This window comes from Fibrobacter sp. UWT2, assembly GCF_900142545.1.
Taxonomy (GTDB): Bacteria; Fibrobacterota; Fibrobacteria; order Fibrobacterales; family Fibrobacteraceae; genus Fibrobacter.
This window is the reverse complement of sequence record NZ_FRBF01000016.1, coordinates 1-19,338: the sequence shown is the minus strand read 5'-3', so window position 1 is coordinate 19,338 and position 19,338 is coordinate 1. Positions and strand designations below refer to the sequence as shown.

Annotated in this window: 14 protein-coding genes and 1 other RNA gene; 4 read left to right on the top strand and 11 right to left on the bottom strand. The window is 50.5% G+C overall.

Going from position 1 to position 19,338, the window contains the following annotated elements:
- The first annotated feature begins 50 nt into the window (after positions 1-50).
- Both BUA40_RS10945 and rnpB read left to right on the top strand, forming a co-directional pair.
- The gene (locus tag BUA40_RS10945) at positions 51-1,382 is read left to right on the top strand and encodes a carboxylesterase family protein (RefSeq protein ID WP_072800827.1); all 1,332 of its coding nucleotides are present in this window, start codon (positions 51-53) and stop codon (positions 1,380-1,382) included.
- Positions 1,383-1,448: 66 nt separating this feature from the next.
- Positions 1,449-1,820, top strand: an RNA gene (gene rnpB / locus BUA40_RS10940) — RNase P RNA component class A.
- A 57-nt stretch (positions 1,821-1,877) separates the two neighbouring features.
- Here rnpB and BUA40_RS10935 read toward each other — a convergent pair.
- Positions 1,878-3,341 carry a hypothetical protein gene (locus tag BUA40_RS10935; RefSeq protein WP_072800825.1) on the bottom strand — a complete coding sequence of 488 codons (1,464 nt, stop codon included), beginning with the start codon at positions 3,339-3,341 and terminating at the stop codon, positions 1,878-1,880.
- A 159-nt stretch (positions 3,342-3,500) separates the two neighbouring features.
- On the opposite strand from BUA40_RS10935, the gene BUA40_RS10930 reads away from it, so the two are divergent.
- Positions 3,501-3,806 (top strand): hypothetical protein, encoded by a 306-nt coding sequence (locus BUA40_RS10930; protein ID WP_072800823.1) that lies wholly within the window; start codon positions 3,501-3,503, stop codon positions 3,804-3,806.
- A gap of 1 nt (position 3,807) precedes the next feature.
- On the opposite strand, the gene BUA40_RS10925 is transcribed toward BUA40_RS10930, so the two are convergent.
- The 8 genes from BUA40_RS10925 to dnaX form a co-directional block, all read right to left on the bottom strand.
- A complete protein-coding gene (locus tag BUA40_RS10925; protein ID WP_255369290.1) occupies positions 3,808-5,832 on the bottom strand; it encodes an ATP-dependent DNA helicase RecG in 2,025 nt (674 codons plus the stop codon).
- 27 nt (positions 5,833-5,859) lie between these two features.
- On the bottom strand, positions 5,860-6,867 hold the full coding sequence (locus BUA40_RS10920) for an MlaD family protein (RefSeq protein ID WP_072800819.1): 1,008 nt from the start codon (positions 6,865-6,867) through the stop codon (positions 5,860-5,862).
- A gap of 60 nt (positions 6,868-6,927) precedes the next feature.
- Positions 6,928-8,193, bottom strand: coding sequence for a GspE/PulE family protein (locus BUA40_RS10915; protein ID WP_072800817.1), 1,266 nt, complete (start codon positions 8,191-8,193; stop codon positions 6,928-6,930).
- A gap of 112 nt (positions 8,194-8,305) precedes the next feature.
- Positions 8,306-11,452: an efflux RND transporter permease subunit gene (locus BUA40_RS10910; protein ID WP_072800815.1), complete on the bottom strand. Its 3,147-nt coding sequence runs from the start codon at positions 11,450-11,452 to the stop codon at positions 8,306-8,308.
- A gap of 13 nt (positions 11,453-11,465) precedes the next feature.
- Positions 11,466-12,509, bottom strand: a complete 1,044-nt coding sequence (locus tag BUA40_RS10905) for an efflux RND transporter periplasmic adaptor subunit (protein WP_072800812.1) — start codon at positions 12,507-12,509, stop codon at positions 11,466-11,468.
- A 20-nt stretch (positions 12,510-12,529) separates the two neighbouring features.
- Positions 12,530-13,939 (bottom strand): TolC family protein, encoded by a 1,410-nt coding sequence (locus tag BUA40_RS10900; protein WP_072800810.1) that lies wholly within the window; start codon positions 13,937-13,939, stop codon positions 12,530-12,532.
- A 174-nt stretch (positions 13,940-14,113) separates the two neighbouring features.
- Positions 14,114-14,422 (bottom strand): YbaB/EbfC family nucleoid-associated protein, encoded by a 309-nt coding sequence (locus tag BUA40_RS10895; RefSeq protein WP_072800809.1) that lies wholly within the window; start codon positions 14,420-14,422, stop codon positions 14,114-14,116.
- Positions 14,423-14,466: 44 nt separating this feature from the next.
- Positions 14,467-16,224: a DNA polymerase III subunit gamma/tau gene (gene dnaX, locus BUA40_RS10890; RefSeq protein WP_083585372.1), complete on the bottom strand. Its 1,758-nt coding sequence runs from the start codon at positions 16,222-16,224 to the stop codon at positions 14,467-14,469.
- A 44-nt stretch (positions 16,225-16,268) separates the two neighbouring features.
- Here dnaX and BUA40_RS10885 point away from each other — a divergent pair, with 44 nt between their 5' ends.
- A complete protein-coding gene (locus BUA40_RS10885) occupies positions 16,269-16,646 on the top strand; it encodes a hypothetical protein (RefSeq protein ID WP_072800807.1) in 378 nt (125 codons plus the stop codon).
- 220 nt (positions 16,647-16,866) lie between these two features.
- On the opposite strand, the gene BUA40_RS10880 is transcribed toward BUA40_RS10885, so the two are convergent.
- Together BUA40_RS10880 and BUA40_RS10875 are read right to left on the bottom strand one after the other, a co-directional pair.
- Positions 16,867-17,712 (bottom strand): DUF4928 family protein, encoded by an 846-nt coding sequence (locus tag BUA40_RS10880; RefSeq protein ID WP_218588193.1) that lies wholly within the window; start codon positions 17,710-17,712, stop codon positions 16,867-16,869.
- Between the two features lie 90 nt (positions 17,713-17,802).
- Positions 17,803-18,894 carry a DNA cytosine methyltransferase gene (locus tag BUA40_RS10875; protein ID WP_072800805.1) on the bottom strand — a complete coding sequence of 364 codons (1,092 nt, stop codon included), beginning with the start codon at positions 18,892-18,894 and terminating at the stop codon, positions 17,803-17,805.
- Positions 18,895-19,338 lie beyond the last annotated feature (444 nt).

Here is a 19,338-nt window from a genome sequence, read left to right as displayed (position 1 = left end):
TGCAGACAAAATTATCTCCTTTAGCTATATTTTGTGCGTAAGGAGATTATATGAAGAAAATTGCCCTTTTCTTAGCCTGCGCGGTAGCCTTTGCCGGCGCCGCTGAACGTTACAAAGACCGCATGTTTGACGTCGAAGTCAAGAAGAACGTCACCTATGCATCAAAGGTCAAACACCTTAAAACCCTCAATTCCATTTCGACGGCGCTCATTACGTATGCCGCTTTGAACGATGGCATGCCGGTCTACCTTTACGACAACGAAATCGACTTGACCGAAGTCGACTTGAAGATGGATATTTATAAGCCGAAAAACGATACCGAAAAGAATCGCCCGGTGGTGTTGGTGATGCATGGCGGTGCGTTTGCAGCCGGTGCAAAGGACGATACCGACCAGCATACGGTTACCTATTGCGATTCCCTGGCGGCTCGTGGTTACGTGACTGCAGCGGTGCAGTATCGCTTGGGCATTACGGCCGTTATCAAGGATAAGGCCCTGACCATCGATAGCCTTGACTTTTCGAGAACGGTTTATCGCGGAATTCAGGACGTCCGTGCGGCGGTTCGTTACGTGAGAGCCCATGCCGATGAATTGGGCATTGATCCGGGTCGTATTTACTTGATCGGCAATAGTGCCGGCGCCATTCTTTCGCTCGAAAATATCTACATGGACAAGGAATCTGAAATTCCTGAAGCCGCCAAGAAGTCCCCGGATTTGGGTGGTCTCGATGCTTATGGCGTTGCGGGTGCCTATTCCCAGGCCAATGCCGTGGCAGCCTTGTGGGGCGCTGTGCATGATCCGAAAATTATCGAAGACGTGAAAAAGCCGGTTCTCTTGGTTCATGGTAAAGCCGACAGTACGGTCGTCTGGAAGACAGGACGCCCGCTGAGTAACATTGCCGCCGTTCTTGAAAACTTGATGCCTGCGGCTGCGGCATCGGTTGGCGCGCTTGCATTCCACGTGGCGACTCCGACTCTTTACGGTAGCTACGTGATTGACTCCGTGCTTACGGCAAACAATGTGGAACACGAAACCTATTTCGTGGATGGCCAGCCTCACGAATTCTACGACTACGAAGACTACGACGTAAAGGTGCAGGAAAAGGTATTCACCTTCCTTTATGGCCTGACTCAGAAGCCTGCCGAACGCATCGTGCTTGCCTTGGTCAAGCCCTCGGCACTCAGAATGGGTGAAGGCAACCTGAGCTTTACGGTGTCGAAGGGTAGCAATCTCGCTTACGCCGTGACGGATTTGCGTGGCCGTATGGTGAAGAATGGCGTGGTTTCTGCGGGTGAAACCGTGGAACTTGCAGGCCTTGAACGCGGTGTGTATGTGCTTCGCGTGAAGGGTGAACGAGCCATCCGATTCGGCATTTCTCGCTAAAAAACGACAATTTCTAAACTTTCCAAAGCGCCCTTTCATTTCAAAGGGCGTTTTTCTATATTTGGGGTGGGGTGGCGGATGGCCGCCGGCAGCAATGCTGGAGGAAAGTCCGGGCACCGCAGGGCAGGATGCTGGATAACGTCCAGGCGTGGAAACACGACAGAAAGTGCAACAGAAAGTAAACCGCCGGCCGCAAGGCAGGTAAGGGTGAAATGGCGAGGTAAGAGCTCACCGCGCTCCTGGTGACAGGAGTGGCACGGTAAACCTCATCCGGTGCAAGACCAAGCAGAATTCCGTTCACGCAAGTGAACCTGGGGCGGCCCGCACCAGCTGGAATTCGGGTAGGTTGCTTGAGGCGGTCGGTAACGATTCGTCCAGAGAGATGGCCATCGCCTTCGCAAGAAGGAACAAAACCCGGCTTACAACTGCCCCTTTAATGAAGGCTCCCGCAAGACGCGGGAGCCTTCTCCTTTTCATTAAGTTTTACGGAGCGGGTTAGAAATCCAGGTCGGCGCCGATGCCGATGCCGCGGCTTGTGCGCTTGTAGGTGTTCTTGCCGTAGGATTCTTTTTCGGTCCAGTCCTGATAAATGGTGTGGAAATAGCCGACGTTGAACTTGACCCAGTCTGTGGCGCGGAAGGCGAAGCCGCCGCCGAGGGTGACATTGTCCAGCATGATGTTCATGTCGCTCAGGTAGTCGTCATCCAGATGGTATCTGGAATACTGCACGCCGCCGCTAACTGTCCAGCGGGAAAGGAAGTCAAATTCCATGCCTGCCAAGTATTCGTCGGTTCCATCGGCGTGCTCTTCTTGGTTGCCGGGCAGATCGGCGTACCAGTCAAACCAGTGGCCGTATCCGGCGCTGACGCGGAAATTGTCTAGGACAGCGTAGGTGACGCCCATATAAACCGAGGCGGGAATGTCGCTGTGGGCTTTGACGCCGTCATCGAAGTTGGAAAGGCCGACTTCGTTAACCTTGGTGTCGTTTTCCATTTCGATAGAGGTGTTGTATTCTAGCTTGATGCCTGCGGTCAAGCGCTTGTATTTGAACGCAATGCCTGCGATGGGTGTGATTCCCCAGCCGGTTTGAGTCACGTCAAGTTCTCGGTCGGAGACCTGTTCTGCAACGCTTTCGAAGGTCTTGGACTTGATGGTGAGTTCTTTTGCTTGGGCCTCGTATTGGGCTGCAGTTTGCATGTCGCCGGCTGCGGCATATTGCTTGGCGGCCCCTGCGGCTTGTTCTGCTTTTTCCGCCAAGCCGTCAGAGATGGCGTTGAATGTGGCGGCGGCCTTGACCATATCGCCATTCAATCCTAGTTGTGCATTTTTCGGGTTGAGCTGCACGTTCTTGAGCTTGCCTTCGTAATGGTTGGTGGCGTAGCAGAATTTGGCGCCCAAGTAGGCCGAGAACATGTCGTTGATTTGGTAGGCGGCGCCTAGTCCGATGCCGTACACGTACGAGGCTCCCTTAAGGGAAAGGTCAACATCGTATGCAGAGGTTTCGAGCCCGCTTTGGGACAACAGTCCCGGAATCTGCGCAATTGCTGCTTCGAAGGAGGGAATGCCCTTAGTGTAGTTCAGTTTTCCGCCTCCGCCTAGAATGCCAAAATAGCCGGAAATGGCCAGCTTGCCGCGGTGCCATGTGGCGAGAATGCTGGGCATGGCGGGAATCTGGGCTTTGCCTTCAAACTTCTTTTCGCCGTCGCCATCGAAAAGCGGGCTTTCTGTAACGGTGCTGCGGCTTTGCCAGAATGCCTGGGAATTCAGGGATAAGTGCCAGCCGTCTTTCATGAATGCGGTCCCAGCAGGGTTGAAATAGGGCGCATCGTTTTCTGTCGTTGCGTAGCGTGCTACGTTTCGCTGGTAGGCGATGGACTGGTTGGTGTTGGTATTTAAACCGCCGGCCATAACATTGGCTGCGATTGCTCCCGTAATCACGAATATTTTGTGGGCTTTCATAGGGTTTCCTAATTGAGGCGACCCAAAATTAGAAACACTGTAAAAAAATCGTTATTATGTTTTACTTCCGTTGTTATTACGGTAGCAAATCGGTATCAACATTGTAATTTACGGCCCGGATTAATTTTTATATTTGCAACTCTACAGCTGAGGAAAACCTTGAATAAAGAAAAATTGAACAAATTGATTCTGCGCATCGAAGCTGCCGTTGGTGTAATCGCCATGCTCATGGGAACGATCCTTACGGTTGCCGTGTGGAACGAGGGCTATTTCGTGGGCGCCATGATGATGATTGTCACGGGCGCTATCAGCGTATTTCTCGGTTTCAAGGAACTGGTGCAGCCTAGCGACCATGTGTTTCACTGGTTGCCGCTGTTCTATAAAATTGTCCGCCGTTCCTTTTTCTTCTTGAACGTGGTCTTGATCGGGCTTGTCATTTTGACGGTGGCCCCGATGCTAGAGTAAATTAGTGAACGCCGTCTTCGTTGGCGGATTTCTTTTCGCTATACCACAGCTGGATTCTTTCACGGGCTTCTTCATCGAAGGAGTCCTTGTCTTTTAAGATGGCTTCGGCCATTTGCAGGGTTTGTGCGATGAGTTCCTGGTCGGCAATCCAGTCGAACCAGCGGAATACCCAGCTGCCGCTCTGTTCGTTGCCTTCCAGGTTGCCGGCGCCGCGAGTCTGCAAGTCGAGTTCTGCGATTTCGAAACCGTCGTCGGTGTGGCTGAATTGAGTCAGGCGTTCCAGTGAATTTGCGGCAGCTTCGCCATCGGGCATCATCAAGAAACACCAGGCCTGCACATCGCCGCGACCCACGCGTCCACGCAACTGGTGCAGCTGCGCCAGCCCGAAACGGTCGGGCTGGTCGATCGCCATGATGTTTGCTTCGGGGACGTTCACGCCGACTTCAATCACCGTCGTTGCGACAAGAATATGGACTTCTCCGGCGGCGAATCTCTTTAAAATGCCATCGCGTTCTTCTTCGTCCATTTGGCCGTGAATGCCTTCCACGACAACGCTGGAATCAAAAGCGCGCAATTCGTTCACCACATCTTCGACGCTGCGGGAATTGCCTTCGTCGTCGCTACCGACGCGGCTTACAATCCAGTAGCAAAGATTTCCGCCCTTCGCCTCGCTGCAGATGAATTTCTTCATGTCGTTACGCTTGTCGGGGCTGACGAGGCGAGTCTTCACGGGCTTTCGGCCTGCAGGTTTTTCCTTGATCGAAATGACTTGCAAGTCGCCGTATAAGGTCATGGCGAGGCTTCGGGGAATCGGCGTGGCGCTCATGACGAGCATGTCAGGGTATTCGCCTTTCGAAAGTAATGCTTCGCGCTGGTTCACGCCAAAGCGGTGCTGTTCATCGATAATGACGAAGCCGAGCTTCGCAAAAGTTACATCCTTCGAGAAAAGCGCATGAGTGCCAATCACGGCTTGGCAAAGTCCCATCTGGAGTTCGCCCAGAATTTGGCGTTTTTCGGCGGCGGGGGTCGCCCCAACTAAAAGTTGAATGCGCATTCCTGCTGCCTCAAAGAAGGGTTTCATCTGCTTAAAATGCTGGCGTGCCAAGATGTCGGTCGGCACCATCAATGCGCATTGCTCGCCAGCGCCGCATACGGCCAGCATGGCGAGCAGGGCGACCACCGTCTTGCCGCAGCCTACGTCACCTTGCAGTAAGGCGTGGAATTGCTTCTTGCCGTTCAGACCGTCGATGATGCGGTTCAGCGCCGCGTCCTGCCCGCCCGTTAAATTAAAGGGAAGCCTCGACTTGGCGAGCATGACCTGGCCCAAGTCAATTTGCCTTTCGTGCCCGCGAACCTTCTGGTTCTCGCGCCGCTTCACCATGCGCAGGCAGAAGGGGAGCAGCTCCAAAACTTTTAGTTCTCGCTTGGACTTGCGAATGGATTCAAAATCGGCGGGCTTGTGCAGAACGCGCAGGTTGTTCAGCACCGCGTTAAAATGCAAATAGTCTGTCAGTTCCTTGGGGCAAATTCCTGAAATCGTCAGAGCCGGAAAATGAAAGATGACGCTATACCAGTTGCGTAACGCCTTCTGCGTAATGCGGGCCTTGACCATTGCTTCGGTCATGGAATATACCGGCAGAATTTGGCCGCTGAACTGTTCGTCTTCGTCCATGGGCTGCATGTCGGGGTGCGTCATCTGGAGCCCGCGATATTCGCCTACGACTCCTGTGGCAAGCCAGCGCGAACCCGGCTGCAGGCGTCTGCTCTGGTACGAGGCTCCCTTAAAGAATGTCAGGGTGATTTCACCCGTTCCGTCGGCAAGGGTCGCTACAAAACGGCTGCCTCGGCCGCGAATGATGCCTCCACGAATGATCTTACCGATAACGACGGCTCGTTCACCTACATGCAAGTTTCCGATAGAACTGACCTTGGTCTGGTCCAGGTAGGTGCGCGGAATATTGTACAGAAAATCCGAAAGCGAAACGATGCCTGTAGACTTGAGAGCCTCAAGGCTTTTCGGTCCCATTTTGGGAAGGTTGCTTAAGTCCATGGCTTACTCGCTCTGGGCTTTATTGACGTTGGCTTTTTCGGCGCGTTCGCGAGCTTTTTCTCGGGCGGTCTTTCCGACAAGGTTCAGGTTCTTCCAAGCGAAGGGCTTGACCGGATTGCCGTTTTCGTCAAGCATCTTGATGCCCTTTGTGTCGATGGCTCGCACGATTTCGTTGAGCTTGGTGACCAGTTCGTTCACCTTGTCCACCGTTTCAGAAGAATAAAGGATCTTGCTGTAGAAGGGATCTGCTTCGATGCTGTTGATAATGTCGTTGGTCTTTTCGGCCCCTTCAGAAATTCTCTGCATGGCGTTTTCGGCCAGTTCCAATTTTTCGTTGACGGTGTTGGTAACCGTGACTATGGCGGAATCGGCCTGCTTGGTAATCACGAGTAGATTCTTGCTGGCCACATCGGCCTGGGCAAAGAGATTGTTCAGGGCGGGCTGTAAAGTCTGGAGCGCACGTTCCGTATTGCTGAGGGTGACTTCGACGTTCTTGAGGACGTATTCCACGAGGTCGCTGGCGGAACGGTGTGCCGAGTCTCCGTTGGTCACCAGGTAGATAATCTGGCGAATGGTTTCCACCTGGTCGTTCACGTTTTCGATGTAGCGCAAAACTTCGGCAATACCCGGTTCAAAGTGACCCTGATGGATGTAGCTGTCGGGGAGAACCTTTCCCGTCTTGGAAGGAATGATTTCCAGCCTGCGCTGGCCCATGATGGCGTAATTGGTGTTGTTGAACTGGGTGCCTTCGCGAATTACGATGGGCTGGTTGAACTTGATTTCTACGCGGGCGCGGTCGCCAAGCCATTGGACTTTGCCGATGGTTCCGACGGTGTATCCGCGAATCACTACCTGGTCTTCGGGCTGCAGGGAGCCCAGTTCATCGAAATCGACCTGGATAATGGTGGTGGCCTCGTGATGGGCATCCCACATAGAATAGGCGATGATGGCAAATAGCCCAAACAACGCTATCAGTGAAATGTAACCCAATGCACGGTCGGAAATCTTCATGGCCGAGAATATAGTAAAATAGTAGACAGTAGGAAGTAGACTGTAGGAAGTGGGCTGTGGTTAGGGAGTAGGGCCAATTACACGTTGGATTTCTTCTTGGTCGGTGAAACCGTCTTCAACTAGCTTCAAGGCGTTTTCCCGGAGTGTCCCGTCAACATAAGTTCCGTCGGGCTTGAGGATTTCTACAACCGCCCTCCGACCCGAATAAGGAAGTCCTTGGGCCGGACGGCACCGCAAAAGGCGCTGCGCCATAACGCCCAGAAGTGATTCCTGCAGGGCCGTTTGCGAAACGCCCAAGTCTTTGAGGCGGGTGAAACCGGCCTTGGCTGAATTCGTGTGAAGCGTTGAGACGACCAAGTGACCGGTTTGCGCAGCGCGGAGGGCGATTTGCGCCGTTTCCTTGTCGCGGATTTCCCCTACCATGATCACGTCGGGGTCCTGGCGCAATATGGCCCGGAGCGCTACGGCAAAGGTGAATCCGCATTTTTCGTTCACCTGCACCTGGGCGGCACCATCCAGTGGGTATTCTACCGGGTCTTCAATCGTTGTCACATTCACCTGCTTGTGCAAGATCTCTTGCAAACCGGCATGGAGCGTGGTGGTCTTTCCGGAGCCTGTTGGACCTGTTACCAAGAACAATCCCTGCGGACTGTTGAAAACGTTCTTCAAGAACGCTTCGCTGGCCGGACTTAAATGCAATGCCGATAACTTAGGTGCTTGATGGCTCGAAGTCGGGAGGATTCGAAGAACGCATTTTTCGCCCCCTTGTACGGGGAGCGTGCTCACACGAATGTTGGCGCTGTGCCTAAAGCCGTTAAATGTGAATGACCCGTCGTGGGGAATTCTTTTGTCTGTAATGTCAATGTCGGCGAGAATCTTCAGTCGTACCAGAATGGGTTCTTGAATCCACAAGGGCAAACTTTTATGGTCTTTCAGTAAACCGTCTTGCCTTAAGCGTACTCGTAAGGATTCCGTGGAGGGTTCCAGATGAATATCGGAGGCTTTGAAATCAATGGCCTGCTCTATCAGGTTGTCGACCAAATTCACGATCGGTTCGGATTCCCAAGAGGCGTTTTGCGCATTCTCGGGCTTCAAAAGAACCTCTTCTAGGCCGTCCGTATTCTGGCTAAGAATCTGGTGAATTTCGGCCTTGCTCCTGATGCAGGCTTGTATAGGCTCGCCAAGCTCCGTTCGCACCTTCTGCAACAAGAAATCGTCGCTGTCATCCGTGACTGCAATAGGGAAGGGCTGATGCGAGTCGCTCAAGTAGCCGAGTAAGGCGACATTGTGCTCGCGACACCATTTCGTAGAAAGTAAAGGTTCCATACCGCGAAAATAAAAAACATTCCCGCTCAAGCGTGCAAACACGTGATTGCAAAAAAAACAAAAAGTCCCGGTCGTGCGACCGAGACTTACTTCTCTCTCTATTGTCTAAATCTTATGCCTTGTGGCGCTGTAAATTCTTCTTGATGTTTCCGGCTTTCTTTTTCGCCTTGTGGAAGATGGCGTTCGGGAGCCAGAAGAAGGTCGGCACCAGGTACATGGTAAGGATTGCAGACACAATCAAACCACCCACAGAGGCAATACCCATCGGCTGGGTCATAGCAGCCACGTTACCACCGAGAGCGAACGCAAGCGGAAGCTGAGCCACCACAGATGCAAACGTTGCAAGTACAATCGGCTGGAACTTGGTTTCGCCTGCGGTCATAATGGCAGATCGTCTGCCCATCGCGCCACTTCGTAGCAGTCGGTTTGCTTCGTCAAGCAATAGAATAGCGTTGTTCACCACCACACCGATAAGCATCACGATAGCCATCAAGGCAATCATCGAAAGTGCCTTGCCGGTAACGATAAGGGAAAGAATCACGCCTATAGCACCCATCGGGATTGTCGTCATAATAATGAACGGCTGGGCAAAGCTTTCGAGCAATGCAATCAGCAAAATGTAGGTGAGGATGATAGCCATCAAGATAGCCGTCTTGAATTCGTCCACCATGTCATTCTGCATGTCTGCGTTACCGCCAAAGCCGAACGAAATTCCTTCGGGAACTTGGTCCTTCATTTCTGCGGCGAGCGCTCCGACCTTGCCCATGATTTCACCAGTCGTGTGTCCAGGCAACAAGTTCATCGAAACGTCAACACGTCTCATCTTGCGCTTACGGTCAATACGGGTCGGGCCTGCACCGTCTTCGATAAAGAAGAGTTCGTTAGCGTTCACATAACCCTTGGGGGTCAAAATCGGGAGGTTTTCGATGTCTACGTGGCTCTGACGGTCTTTTTCCATCATACGCACATAGACATCGTATTCTTCGCCGTCGTCGGTGTACTGGCCTGCTTCATAACCGCTCACTGCAATGTAGTTGTAGTTGGCGGCTGTCTTGAGCGTAATGCCATAATCGGCGAGAGCCTGACGGTTCGGGAGAAGTCGAATTTCGGGCTTACCCGCTTCGTAGCTCATCTTCACGTCGACGACACCTTCGATGGTTTCCTTGATTTTATCCATCACGATTTCGGAAGCCTTCACCACGGAGTCTGCATGCAGACCGCTCACTTCGAGCACCACGTCGCCAGCGGAGTTGTTCTGCATTTCAGAAGCGGAAGTAGACTTGATCGAAATAAATGCATCAGGAATATTTGCAAGGTAAGGGCGTAGCGAATCGACGATTTGGTCGGTACTACGAGTACGGCCTTCCCAGTCCTTCAAGAGCTTTACACGCATGGTAGCCTGGTTTACGGTCGTAAAACCGTCAGAACCACCCACGTTCATGCTGTAGTGCACAATTTCGGGAACACCCTTGACTCGCTCTTCGATAATACGTGCTATGCTGTCGGTGGTTTCGATGTTAGTACCCACAGGCATTTCGAGCTTCACCGAAATCATGCCCTGGTCCTGTTTCGGCATCACTTCGACGGTCAAGAAGTTCTTCGCAAGAACACCCACAAAGAAAATTCCTGCGCCAAGTGCAACGACTTGGAATATAACACCCGGAACAGAAAGGCAGAACGAAAGGGTCTTGAGGTATACAAAGCGAATCCCATTCAGGGCCTTAGGGAAAAGGGACAAAATTCGGTCAAGAATCGAGGGCTTTTCTTCGATAATGTTTCCGTTTTCGTCTTTCTTCTTGCCTTTGAACAAGTAGGCTGCCATGAGCGGTGTCAAGGTGAAAGTCACCAAGAGCGACACGAAGGTTGCAAACACCATGGTCAGACCGAACGTTCTAAAGAAGATACCGGCAATGGACTTCATGAAGGCAATCGGCACGAACACGCAAACGTTGGTGAGTGTCGAAGCCATGATGGCGACCATGATTTCACTGGTGCCTCGGTAAGCAGCTTCTTTCGGGTCAAGTCCAAGTTTTAATTTTTCGTTAATGTTTTCAAGCACCACGATAGAGTTCGTCACCAACAGACCCACGGAACTCGACAGAGCCATGAGCGACATCATGTTGATGCCAAAGCCCGCAAAATACATAAGGGTAAATGCACCAATCACGGAAATCGGCATCGTAAGGGCCGCAATGAACATGGTCGAGAACTTGCCGAGGAACAAGAGCAAAAGTCCAGCCGTAAGGCCGATTGCGATAACGATATTCTGAATCACGTTATCGACAGCTTCGTTCACGGCTTCGGACTTGTCGTAAACCAGGTGAAGTTCGAATCCTTCGGGGAGTGTTTGCTGAATCTGGGCCATGCGCTTGAGCACGCCTCTTGAAACTTCAACCACGTTAGCGTCGGAACGCTTCTTGATATCGAGTGAAACAGAGTTCGTTCCGTTGAAGCGAGAAGCAGAAGTAATCGATTCAATCGTGTCCTTGACGTCGGCGATTTCAGAAAGCTTGATCACGCCTGTTTGGGTCGGAATATCCAGGTCGCGCATTTCATCGAGGCTGGTGAACTTACCTGCGGTACGCACGGTCGTATTCTTGTGCTTGCCGATGACTTCACCAATCGGGTTGTTGACGTTAGCTTGTCCGAAAACTCCCATGATGGTCGCAATGTCTACATTGCGGTCAATCATTTTGTCCTTGTCAAGTTCAATGGAAATCTGGCGAGTGGTACCACCGAAAAGGTCAACGCTTGCCACGCCCGGAACAGAGGTGAACAGCGGTTCGATTTCGTCTTCCACCTTCTGGCGGAGTTCCGTGGAGTTGAGCGGTCCGGTAAACGAAATGGACATGATGGCGGCACCGTTAATGTCCACCTTCGAAATAATCGGGGCCTGCACGGCATCCGGGAAGTCGGCTGCGGCAAGTTCAATCTTGGAACGCACGTCGTTTGCTGCCACGTCCACGTTGATACCCATGTTGAACATGGCGACCACGATACCGTAGTTTTCAAGGCATATCGACTGCACGTAGTCGATACCGTCCACCAGTTCCACCTGTTCTTCGATAGGCTTGATGATGGTCGTTTCGATTTCTTCGGGGTTTGCACCCGGATAGATGATGGTACCGGTGACCACGGGGACGTCGAATTTCGGCATCAGGTCCACCACCATCATGCTGTAGGTGTAGAGACCGAAAACCACCACGGTCAAAATGACCATGAGCATGGTTATCGGTTTATAGATACTGGCCTTAATCATTCAGAATCATCTCCTATTCAACGATCAGCACTTTGTCGCCGTCGTTCATCTTGGACTGGCCTTCGACAATCACGGTTTCGCCACCTTCAAGACCTTCTGTAATCTGCACATCGTTCTTGGTTTGCACGCCAAGCTTCACGATCTTGCGGAGGGCCTTGCCTTCGGCATCGACAGTCCAGATGACGTTAATGCCGTTGCGGTAAACGATTGCTTCGGCAGGAACCACGATGCCTTCCACCTGGCGGGCGTCGAGTTCTGCGGTCACGTACATGCCGGGCAGGAGCTTCTTGGCCTTGTTGTCGAACGTAATTTCAACCGGGAAGAAGTGGGTTGTCGGGTCCGCTGCGAGCGGAATCAGAGTCACCTTACCCGTGAACGTTTCGTCGGCGACAGTGACTTTGGCAGATGCCCCCTTCTTGAAGAATCCGATGTCCTTGCTGGTGATGTTCAACTTCAAGATAACCTTGTTGAGCTTTGCAATGGTTGCAAACTGAGCGCCCTGTCCCGGAGTCTGGCCAACCTTGAACTTGATTTCGGTCACCACGCCGGCTTCAGGAGCGAGAATCAAGGTAGCGCGGCGGGCGGTTTCAAGTCCCATCTTTGCGACCTTGAGTTGCATTTCCTGGCTATCCATGTCCTGCTGGCTAATGCCGCCCTTGGCATGGAGTTCACGCATGCGTTCAGTTGCTTTTTCAAGAACGGCAATCTTTTCTTGTGCTTCCTGGTACTGGGTGTTGTCGCCCGTGAACAGGTATTCGGCGATTACCTGGTCTTTCTGGACGGAGGATCCCACCTGCACGTTGATTTTAGCAATCGGGTCGCCCATCTTGCAGATGGCGCTGTTCTGGTTGATACCCTGGATGGTGCCGCTGAACTTACGCACGTCGGTAAGTTTCGAGGTGGCAGCCTTGACTACGCGGGCGGGTTTGCCTTTTTCTTTCTGGATTTCTTCGATAGTCGATGCCTTCTTTTCGGCATTTTCTTCTTTCTTGTCGCAGGCGACAAGCATCAGCGATGCGACAGCGATTGTCAGGAGGGTTTTAACTGTCTTGTTCATTTCTTTCCTCGTCTCTCTTATTAATATTCACCGGTGGCCTGAAGGAGGGCGTTGTAAGCCTGGTTCCAATTCACGATAGCTTGCATGTAGCCGATCTTCGCTGTACGAAGGTCGTTTTCTGCAGTGAGAAGGTTCAGCTGGGTTTCTCTTCCGAGCTTGTAACTGTCGTTGGTCAGGTCGTAATTCTTTTGAGCCAGGTCGATTTGGCGCTTGGCAATTTCAAGTTGGGAATTTGCATCTTCGAGCGTGTTGGCGCAAGACTCGATCTGCATGCGGAAGCCGCGTTCGGCGGTTTCTTTCTTGATTTGGGTGCTACGCAAGTCGGACTTTGCCTGAACGACCGCTTCCTTGGTTTTCATGCCGTTGAAGAGGTTCAGCTTGAGGTTCAAGGCGATGTACTTGCTGATGTTTTCGTCCCAATCCGGAGCGTCCCACTGGTAGAAGTGGTTCTTGTTGTTGCCATACTTGAGGCCACCCACGAGTACGACCGTCGGCTTGTAGCCACCTTCTTCGATAGAAACATTCTTCTGGAGCATTTCTTCGCTTGCTTCGAGCATCACCAGTTCCTTGCGGCGCTTTTTCACATTCGCCATGGTGGTATCGGGGTAGGCGTAGCCCTGCAATGGATCGCGGAGGTCCCCCTGGAACTTGACTTCGGAATCCCATTCAAGGCCCATGGTGTTAAGTAGGGCATTGCGGGCAAGCACGCGCTTCTTTTCGGTGCTGTTGATTTGGGAGGTCAGCTGGTCCATCTTGAGCTGTATGCGAATCAAGTCGAGTTCGGTCATCATGCCGCTCTTGAGACCCTGTTCCACGAAATTCAGGTTTTCCTGAAGCATGTCCTTGGACTGGTACAGGATAACGATTGATGAATCCAGGAAAATGAGCTGGTCGAATGCGTTTTCCACGTCGTAGCGGACGTTTGCCTTCGTGTTTTCAAGGTTGACTTCCTTGACGTGCTTATAGGCCTTGGCGATTTCGATGCCGGTACCCACCTTACCCTGGGCGTAAAGAATCTGGGTCGCGGTAAGTCCCACAGAAGATTGCCAGCGGTAACCCTGCTTGGACATGCCGTAAATAAGGCCGTCGATGGCGCCTGCGTTCACGTAGTCATAGACGGACGGGTCACTACCATCTTCAGCTACCGTGTTGTTCAGCGCGTTGTATACGGGCTTTTTATTTTTGACGTCATCGAGACCGAAAATACGGGTGATGGTAGCGTCAAGGTCAATTGACGGGAGGGCGTTGCCGTAACCGGCATCTACTTGGGAATTTGCCGAAATGACTTCTTCTTCGGCAGTTTTGACGTCCGAGGACTTTTCAAGGGCTATTTTGACGGCTTCGTCGCGCGTGTAGGTTGTAGCACCCGCCCATTGCGGGGCTACGAGGCTCAATGCCATAGCCGATAATGCTGCTAAATGCCTGGGCATTCTTACTCCTATATACACTTTTTTGCGCAACAAATATAAAAAATCTTGCACTATATAAAAGGGCGACAGGGGCTTTTAGGTGATGAATTGCATTTATTGCAGGACGAAATTACAAATTAAAAAGATGCCCGTTTGTGCAGGCATCTTTTTGAAAATAATGTGTCAATTCCGAAATTACATCAGGCCGGGGATTTTCATGCCGCCGGTAATGCCGCTGATGCTTTCCTGGGTAGCTTCGTCTTTCTTCTTGACGGCTGCGTTGATGGCGGCCATGAGCAGGTCTTCGAGAGCTTCCACGTCGTCCTTGTCAACGGCATCGGGGTTGATCTTGATCATGGTGACGACACCCTTACCGTTCATGGCGACCTTCACCATTCCGCCGCCGGCTTCGGCTTCGAAACTTTGTGCCTTGAGGTCGCTCTGGGCCTTCATCATCTTGCTCTGCATTTTCTGAAGGTCACGCAACATTTTGCTCATATCCATAGTATTTTCCTCGTTGTTTTAGCGGTAATATAGTAAAAAGGGGCTTAGTTTTCGTCGCTGTCCACGTCGCAGCCTTCGGCTTGCTGCGGGGCCATGGTGCGGTTACTCTTGTGGCTGTAAATCAGTTCGGCCTGGAACAGTTCCTTGAGTTTTTGGAGTCCGGGTTCCTTTTCAAGGTCCAGCTGGTAAGGCGACATTTGGGCCTGTTTGCGGATCTTGAGTTCCGATTCGTTGAAGGCGCGGGTTTTAAGGGTCAAGATTACCGGAGTCTGGAGCATGTCCTCAAGCATCTGCTTGACGCGCTCCATGTACTCGGGGTGATCTTCCATCTGTTTTACGCCCCAGGCATCGCTGGCGTTGTCGCCCAGGTAGGTAAGCGCGATGGGGAAGGGGGTGGCCTTCAGGTCACTGGTTTCGAGCACGGTGTCGTTCAGGGCCACCGAGAAGGCGAAATCGCCGGAATCAGCAATTTTAGACTTGATGGAGCCCCAGACGGAAGGAATCTCATAGCGGTTGTAGACTTCGCCGTTGCTTGGACCCGCAATGGAACTTTGCAAAGCCGCGAAGGGGTTTTCTTCGCGTTGCTGTAACGCCTTGGCTTCTTCCTCGGCGTCAATGTAATTTTGGACTTCAGTTACTTTTTTTTTTAACGCCTCTTCGGAGGCGCTTTTCGGGTCGTTGATGGCGGCAAGCGCTCGCCTTAAGTCGGTAAGCCTGTCGAGCCAAGCCATGCGGGCAAACGTCGTTTCTACCAGCAAGCGCGGGTTCGTGCTGTAGCGCAGCGTTGCTTGCAGGTCAATCAAAAGCTTGCTGATGCGCAGAATGTCGCCATTCTTGAGCTCGGGAACCACACTCTTGTACTTGGTGTAAAGTTCTTCCGAAATGTTCAGGGCGTCAGGCGTAAAGGCGTCGAGACGGGCGTAAAGCAGGTTGCGCAGGAACTTGCCGAATCCGTCCAGGAGCGGAGTGAATTCGATGCCGCGTTTGCAGGCTTCGTCCACCATCTTGAAACAACCCTTGAGGTCGTGGCCTTCGATAGCCGAAATCAGCGTAAAGAACAGTTCCACCGGGGGAATGCCGAGGACGCTACGGACCGCGTCGGCGCTCATTTCGTTGCCGGTAAAGGCATATGCCTGGTCGAAGTAGGTGAGACCGTCGCGCATGGAACCGTCGGCTTTTTCGGCGAAAATGTCGAGGGCTTCGTCAGAGGCGTTGATGCCTTCCTGTTCGCAAATAAAGCGGAGGCGGCTACGAATCTGTTCGATGGTCAAGCGCTTGAAGTCAAAACGCTGCACACGGCTCAAAATGGTCTGCGGCACCTTGTTGACTTCGGTCGTTGCGAAGATGAAAATCACATGTTCAGGCGGTTCTTCGAGCGTCTTGAGGAGCGCGTTGAAGGCGCCCGTCGAAAGCATGTGGACTTCGTCGATAATGAAAATCTTGTATTTGCCGATGACAGGCGGGTACTGCACGCGTTCAATCACGTCGCGGATATTGTCGACACCGGTATTGGAGGCTGCGTCGATTTCAAAGACGTCCATCGGGTTGCCGCCCGAAATGTCCTTGCAGCTTTCGCACTGTCCGCAGGGGTGTAGCGGGTCTCCGCCGGTGCAGTTCAGCGTGCGGGCGAGGATACGGGCACTGGTGGTCTTACCGACGCCGCGGGTTCCGGTGAACAGGAATGCGTGGTGCAGACGACCGCCTTCAATTGCGTTTTGAAGGGTCTTTGCGATATGTTCCTGACCGACCATGTCGGAAAAAGATTGCGGACGCCACTTTCGGGCCATTGCTACGTATGCCATGTGCGGGAATATAGTAAATTTGTTTCATAACGATGAGGTAATCTATGAATCCTAATTTGGCTCTTTTGATTCTTTCTTGGCAGGTGGCTTGTCTTTTCCACGAAAACGAGACCGATAAACTCCTAGAGGGTTCCTCTTCGGCGACGGAAGCCGAAAGCGATACGCTGGATGCGATTCATGACGAACTGACCCCGGATGTTTCGTGGGACGATTTCAACAATACCTACGCCAAGTTCAAGTCGGCTAAAGACCGCGCCCATGCTTGTGTCGAGGCATTGAAGAATGAATCTCCCGAATTTAAGAGCAAGGTTCTTGAATCCATGCTTCGCGTGGCAAATGCCTCTCGCGAAGACGATAACCAGAGCAACGTCTCTCCTGAAGAAATGGATTTTATCCAGCAGATTAGAGAAGCGCTGGAATAAGAATAGACCGCCTGCGGCGGTAGAGTACTATATGAAAAAAGCCCGCAAGGGCTTTTTTTGTGCTTTTGGACGTTCCCCGGCTCGGCCTCATTTGTCATTCCGGGCTTGACCCGGAATCTCCCTTGCCTCGCCGGGTCGGGCTATACTCGCTTCGCTCGCGGAGCCTTGCTAGCGCAAGTCTCCGCCTTTACGGGTCACTATCCCTAACGCGGAAATGGGGCTATTTTTTTGCTAGGTAATTAATTTTTAGGCTAGGATCAGTCTCGTGTTCGCTTACAATATTGTTGTATTCTTTGATAATGGATTCCATCTTATCATTGATGTTTGCAGCCTTAAAAAGGCTGTGCTCGCATAAATTTGTAGATAAAAATTGTTGAACACTCCATACATCAATTTTATCAGATAATCCTTTGTCTTCGGCCTGTTTTTGGGCAACCTCAACTCTATCGTATAAGGTTATGATTATCGGATGTTTTCCTGCGTCAATGTTATCTGCGCATTTATTTAATAAAGCTTCGGTAGGACTTGTTGTGCAATGGATAATGGTGTCATTGATTTCAAAGTCTCCATCTCGGTTAGTCGGAGAATCGGCAACGGATGCTCCATGAATTTCAAATGGAACATTTGGCATAATGACTTTTAATTTTGCAGCAACTAGATGCTGTAAAATTGTTCCCATGTATTGCGTTCCGGTGATATGCTCTTGTCTGTTTTTTGCTTGTTGAAATAGCTCGTTTAAATTTGCACTTATTGTTTTTGAGTTGTTGGCAGACAACGTTAGTGGTTTACTTTGGAAGAATTTCTTTATCTGTTCAGCCCAAAATAGTTCTACCTTGTCAAAATCAATAGTTTCGTTGGAATGCCATTCATTAAGGAAATTGAGATAGTCTGTCATTAATTGTATAGAACCACGACTTGTTCGTCCGGCTTCTGAAGCTAATGACTGTTTTATTCCGTATCTCTGAAGAATTTTTTGTAGCTTTTTCCCGCTTAGGCCTGCAACTTGGCCTCCTTTAGGGGTCTTAAAACTTTCAGGGTTTAAAGGAAATTTTTTTTGTCCGAACATCAGCGGTTAGTTGGATAACAATAGCCAAAGCCCCTTTAGATATAATGTTTTTTGACTTCTGAAAAGCCCCCAATTTTTGTTCATATTTCATTAGTATACCGCCTCTGCAAGTTTTGCCAAAAAACGTTCGCCTATAAATTTGGCTACCGGCATGACTACTGCGTCTCCCATTGCTTTATAACCATCGTTATAGGATCCAGGAAGAATGTATGTGTCTGGAGCACCCATCAAACGTGCTGTTTCACGAATGGTGAGAAGACGAGCGTGAATTTCATTTTTGTTTTTTAGAATGAGGTATTGCTTACTGCTTCCACCCTCAGGTGTTCTGAGACAACCTGCAGTTCCGTCGCAGCGAATCTCTAATTGCTGTTTCCCGTTGCGAGTTCGTCTATACCCGGTTGCATAAATGAAATCGAATTTATTGAGTTTTTCGATATGTTTTGGTGGAATTAGCTTTAATACGTTGTCTTTGTCAAAAGGAACTGTGGGATCAACAATATCTTTTAAAGTCACTGTTCTTTTGGAAGGACGATCCGTTTTCCACCAAATCCAATTTGGTAGAGAGTTGCCAAGTTCTATAGCAGATGAATTGTGAAGCCAACAAGGTCCTTTGCCGGTAAGTTCTGAGGGAATATGACTTTTTTTATCTACCGCAATAATGAATACTCGTGGTCGAGATTGGGGAACGAATAAAGAAGCGTTTAAAACTATTGCTCCGCATTTATAACCGCGCTCAGAAATTGCTTTGTGTATGGCGCGATAATTGTTTCCGTGATTTGTTGATAAAAGGCCAATTACGTTCTCAAGAAGTAAAATTTTGGGTTTTTCCTTCAATTCGTCTAAGATACGTAGCCATTCCCATACAAGTCCGCTTCTTGATGCATGTATTCCTCCCATTGCTCCGGCGAGAGATAGATCTTGACATGGAAAACTAGCCCATGACATATGTGCTTTAGGAAGAGATTTTCCCTGAATATCTTTGATGTCGCCTAGTATAAAATGTTTTAGGTTAAGATTTGCTTGATAAACTGCGGCTTTTTGAGTGCTAATGTCATTTGCCCAAACGCAATGAAACATTTCTTTTAATCCATAGGACACCAAACCACTGCCTGCAAAGAATTCGTGCATTTGCCATGGGGTAGAGAATGTGCTTTTTGAGGCGGGAATCATCTTCTTTTTCATCCTTCTAAATATAATTTTTTTGGTCTTGGTTTATTTGTTGAAAAAAAATCTGCTTTGGATGTTGGTTCTATTTTTTTTGTAGGTGCGTTTCCTTGTGATTGAACTGGCTTTTGAAGTGCTTTGAATTTTAGGTGTTATGGATATTTGTAAATTCAATGCGCTAAATATATAATCAAGCACCTGTCAAAAGATGTCATCTGGTGGAAATGTTAGATTTTAATGAAAAAAGAAAGGGTGTATGACTCATGTGTTACGTGTTGATGGAATCAATTAGTTCCATTTTGGAACTAGTTCATATGTGTAAATCCTGATTGTTTTGCAATATAAAGCGGGGTGTTAGGGGCGGGCCCCTAGGCGTGACGTAAACCCCAAAAGTTGGACACAACTTTAGAGGTTTGCATGACAAAAATACACACAGAAGAGGAATGGCAGAGGGTCCTAGAC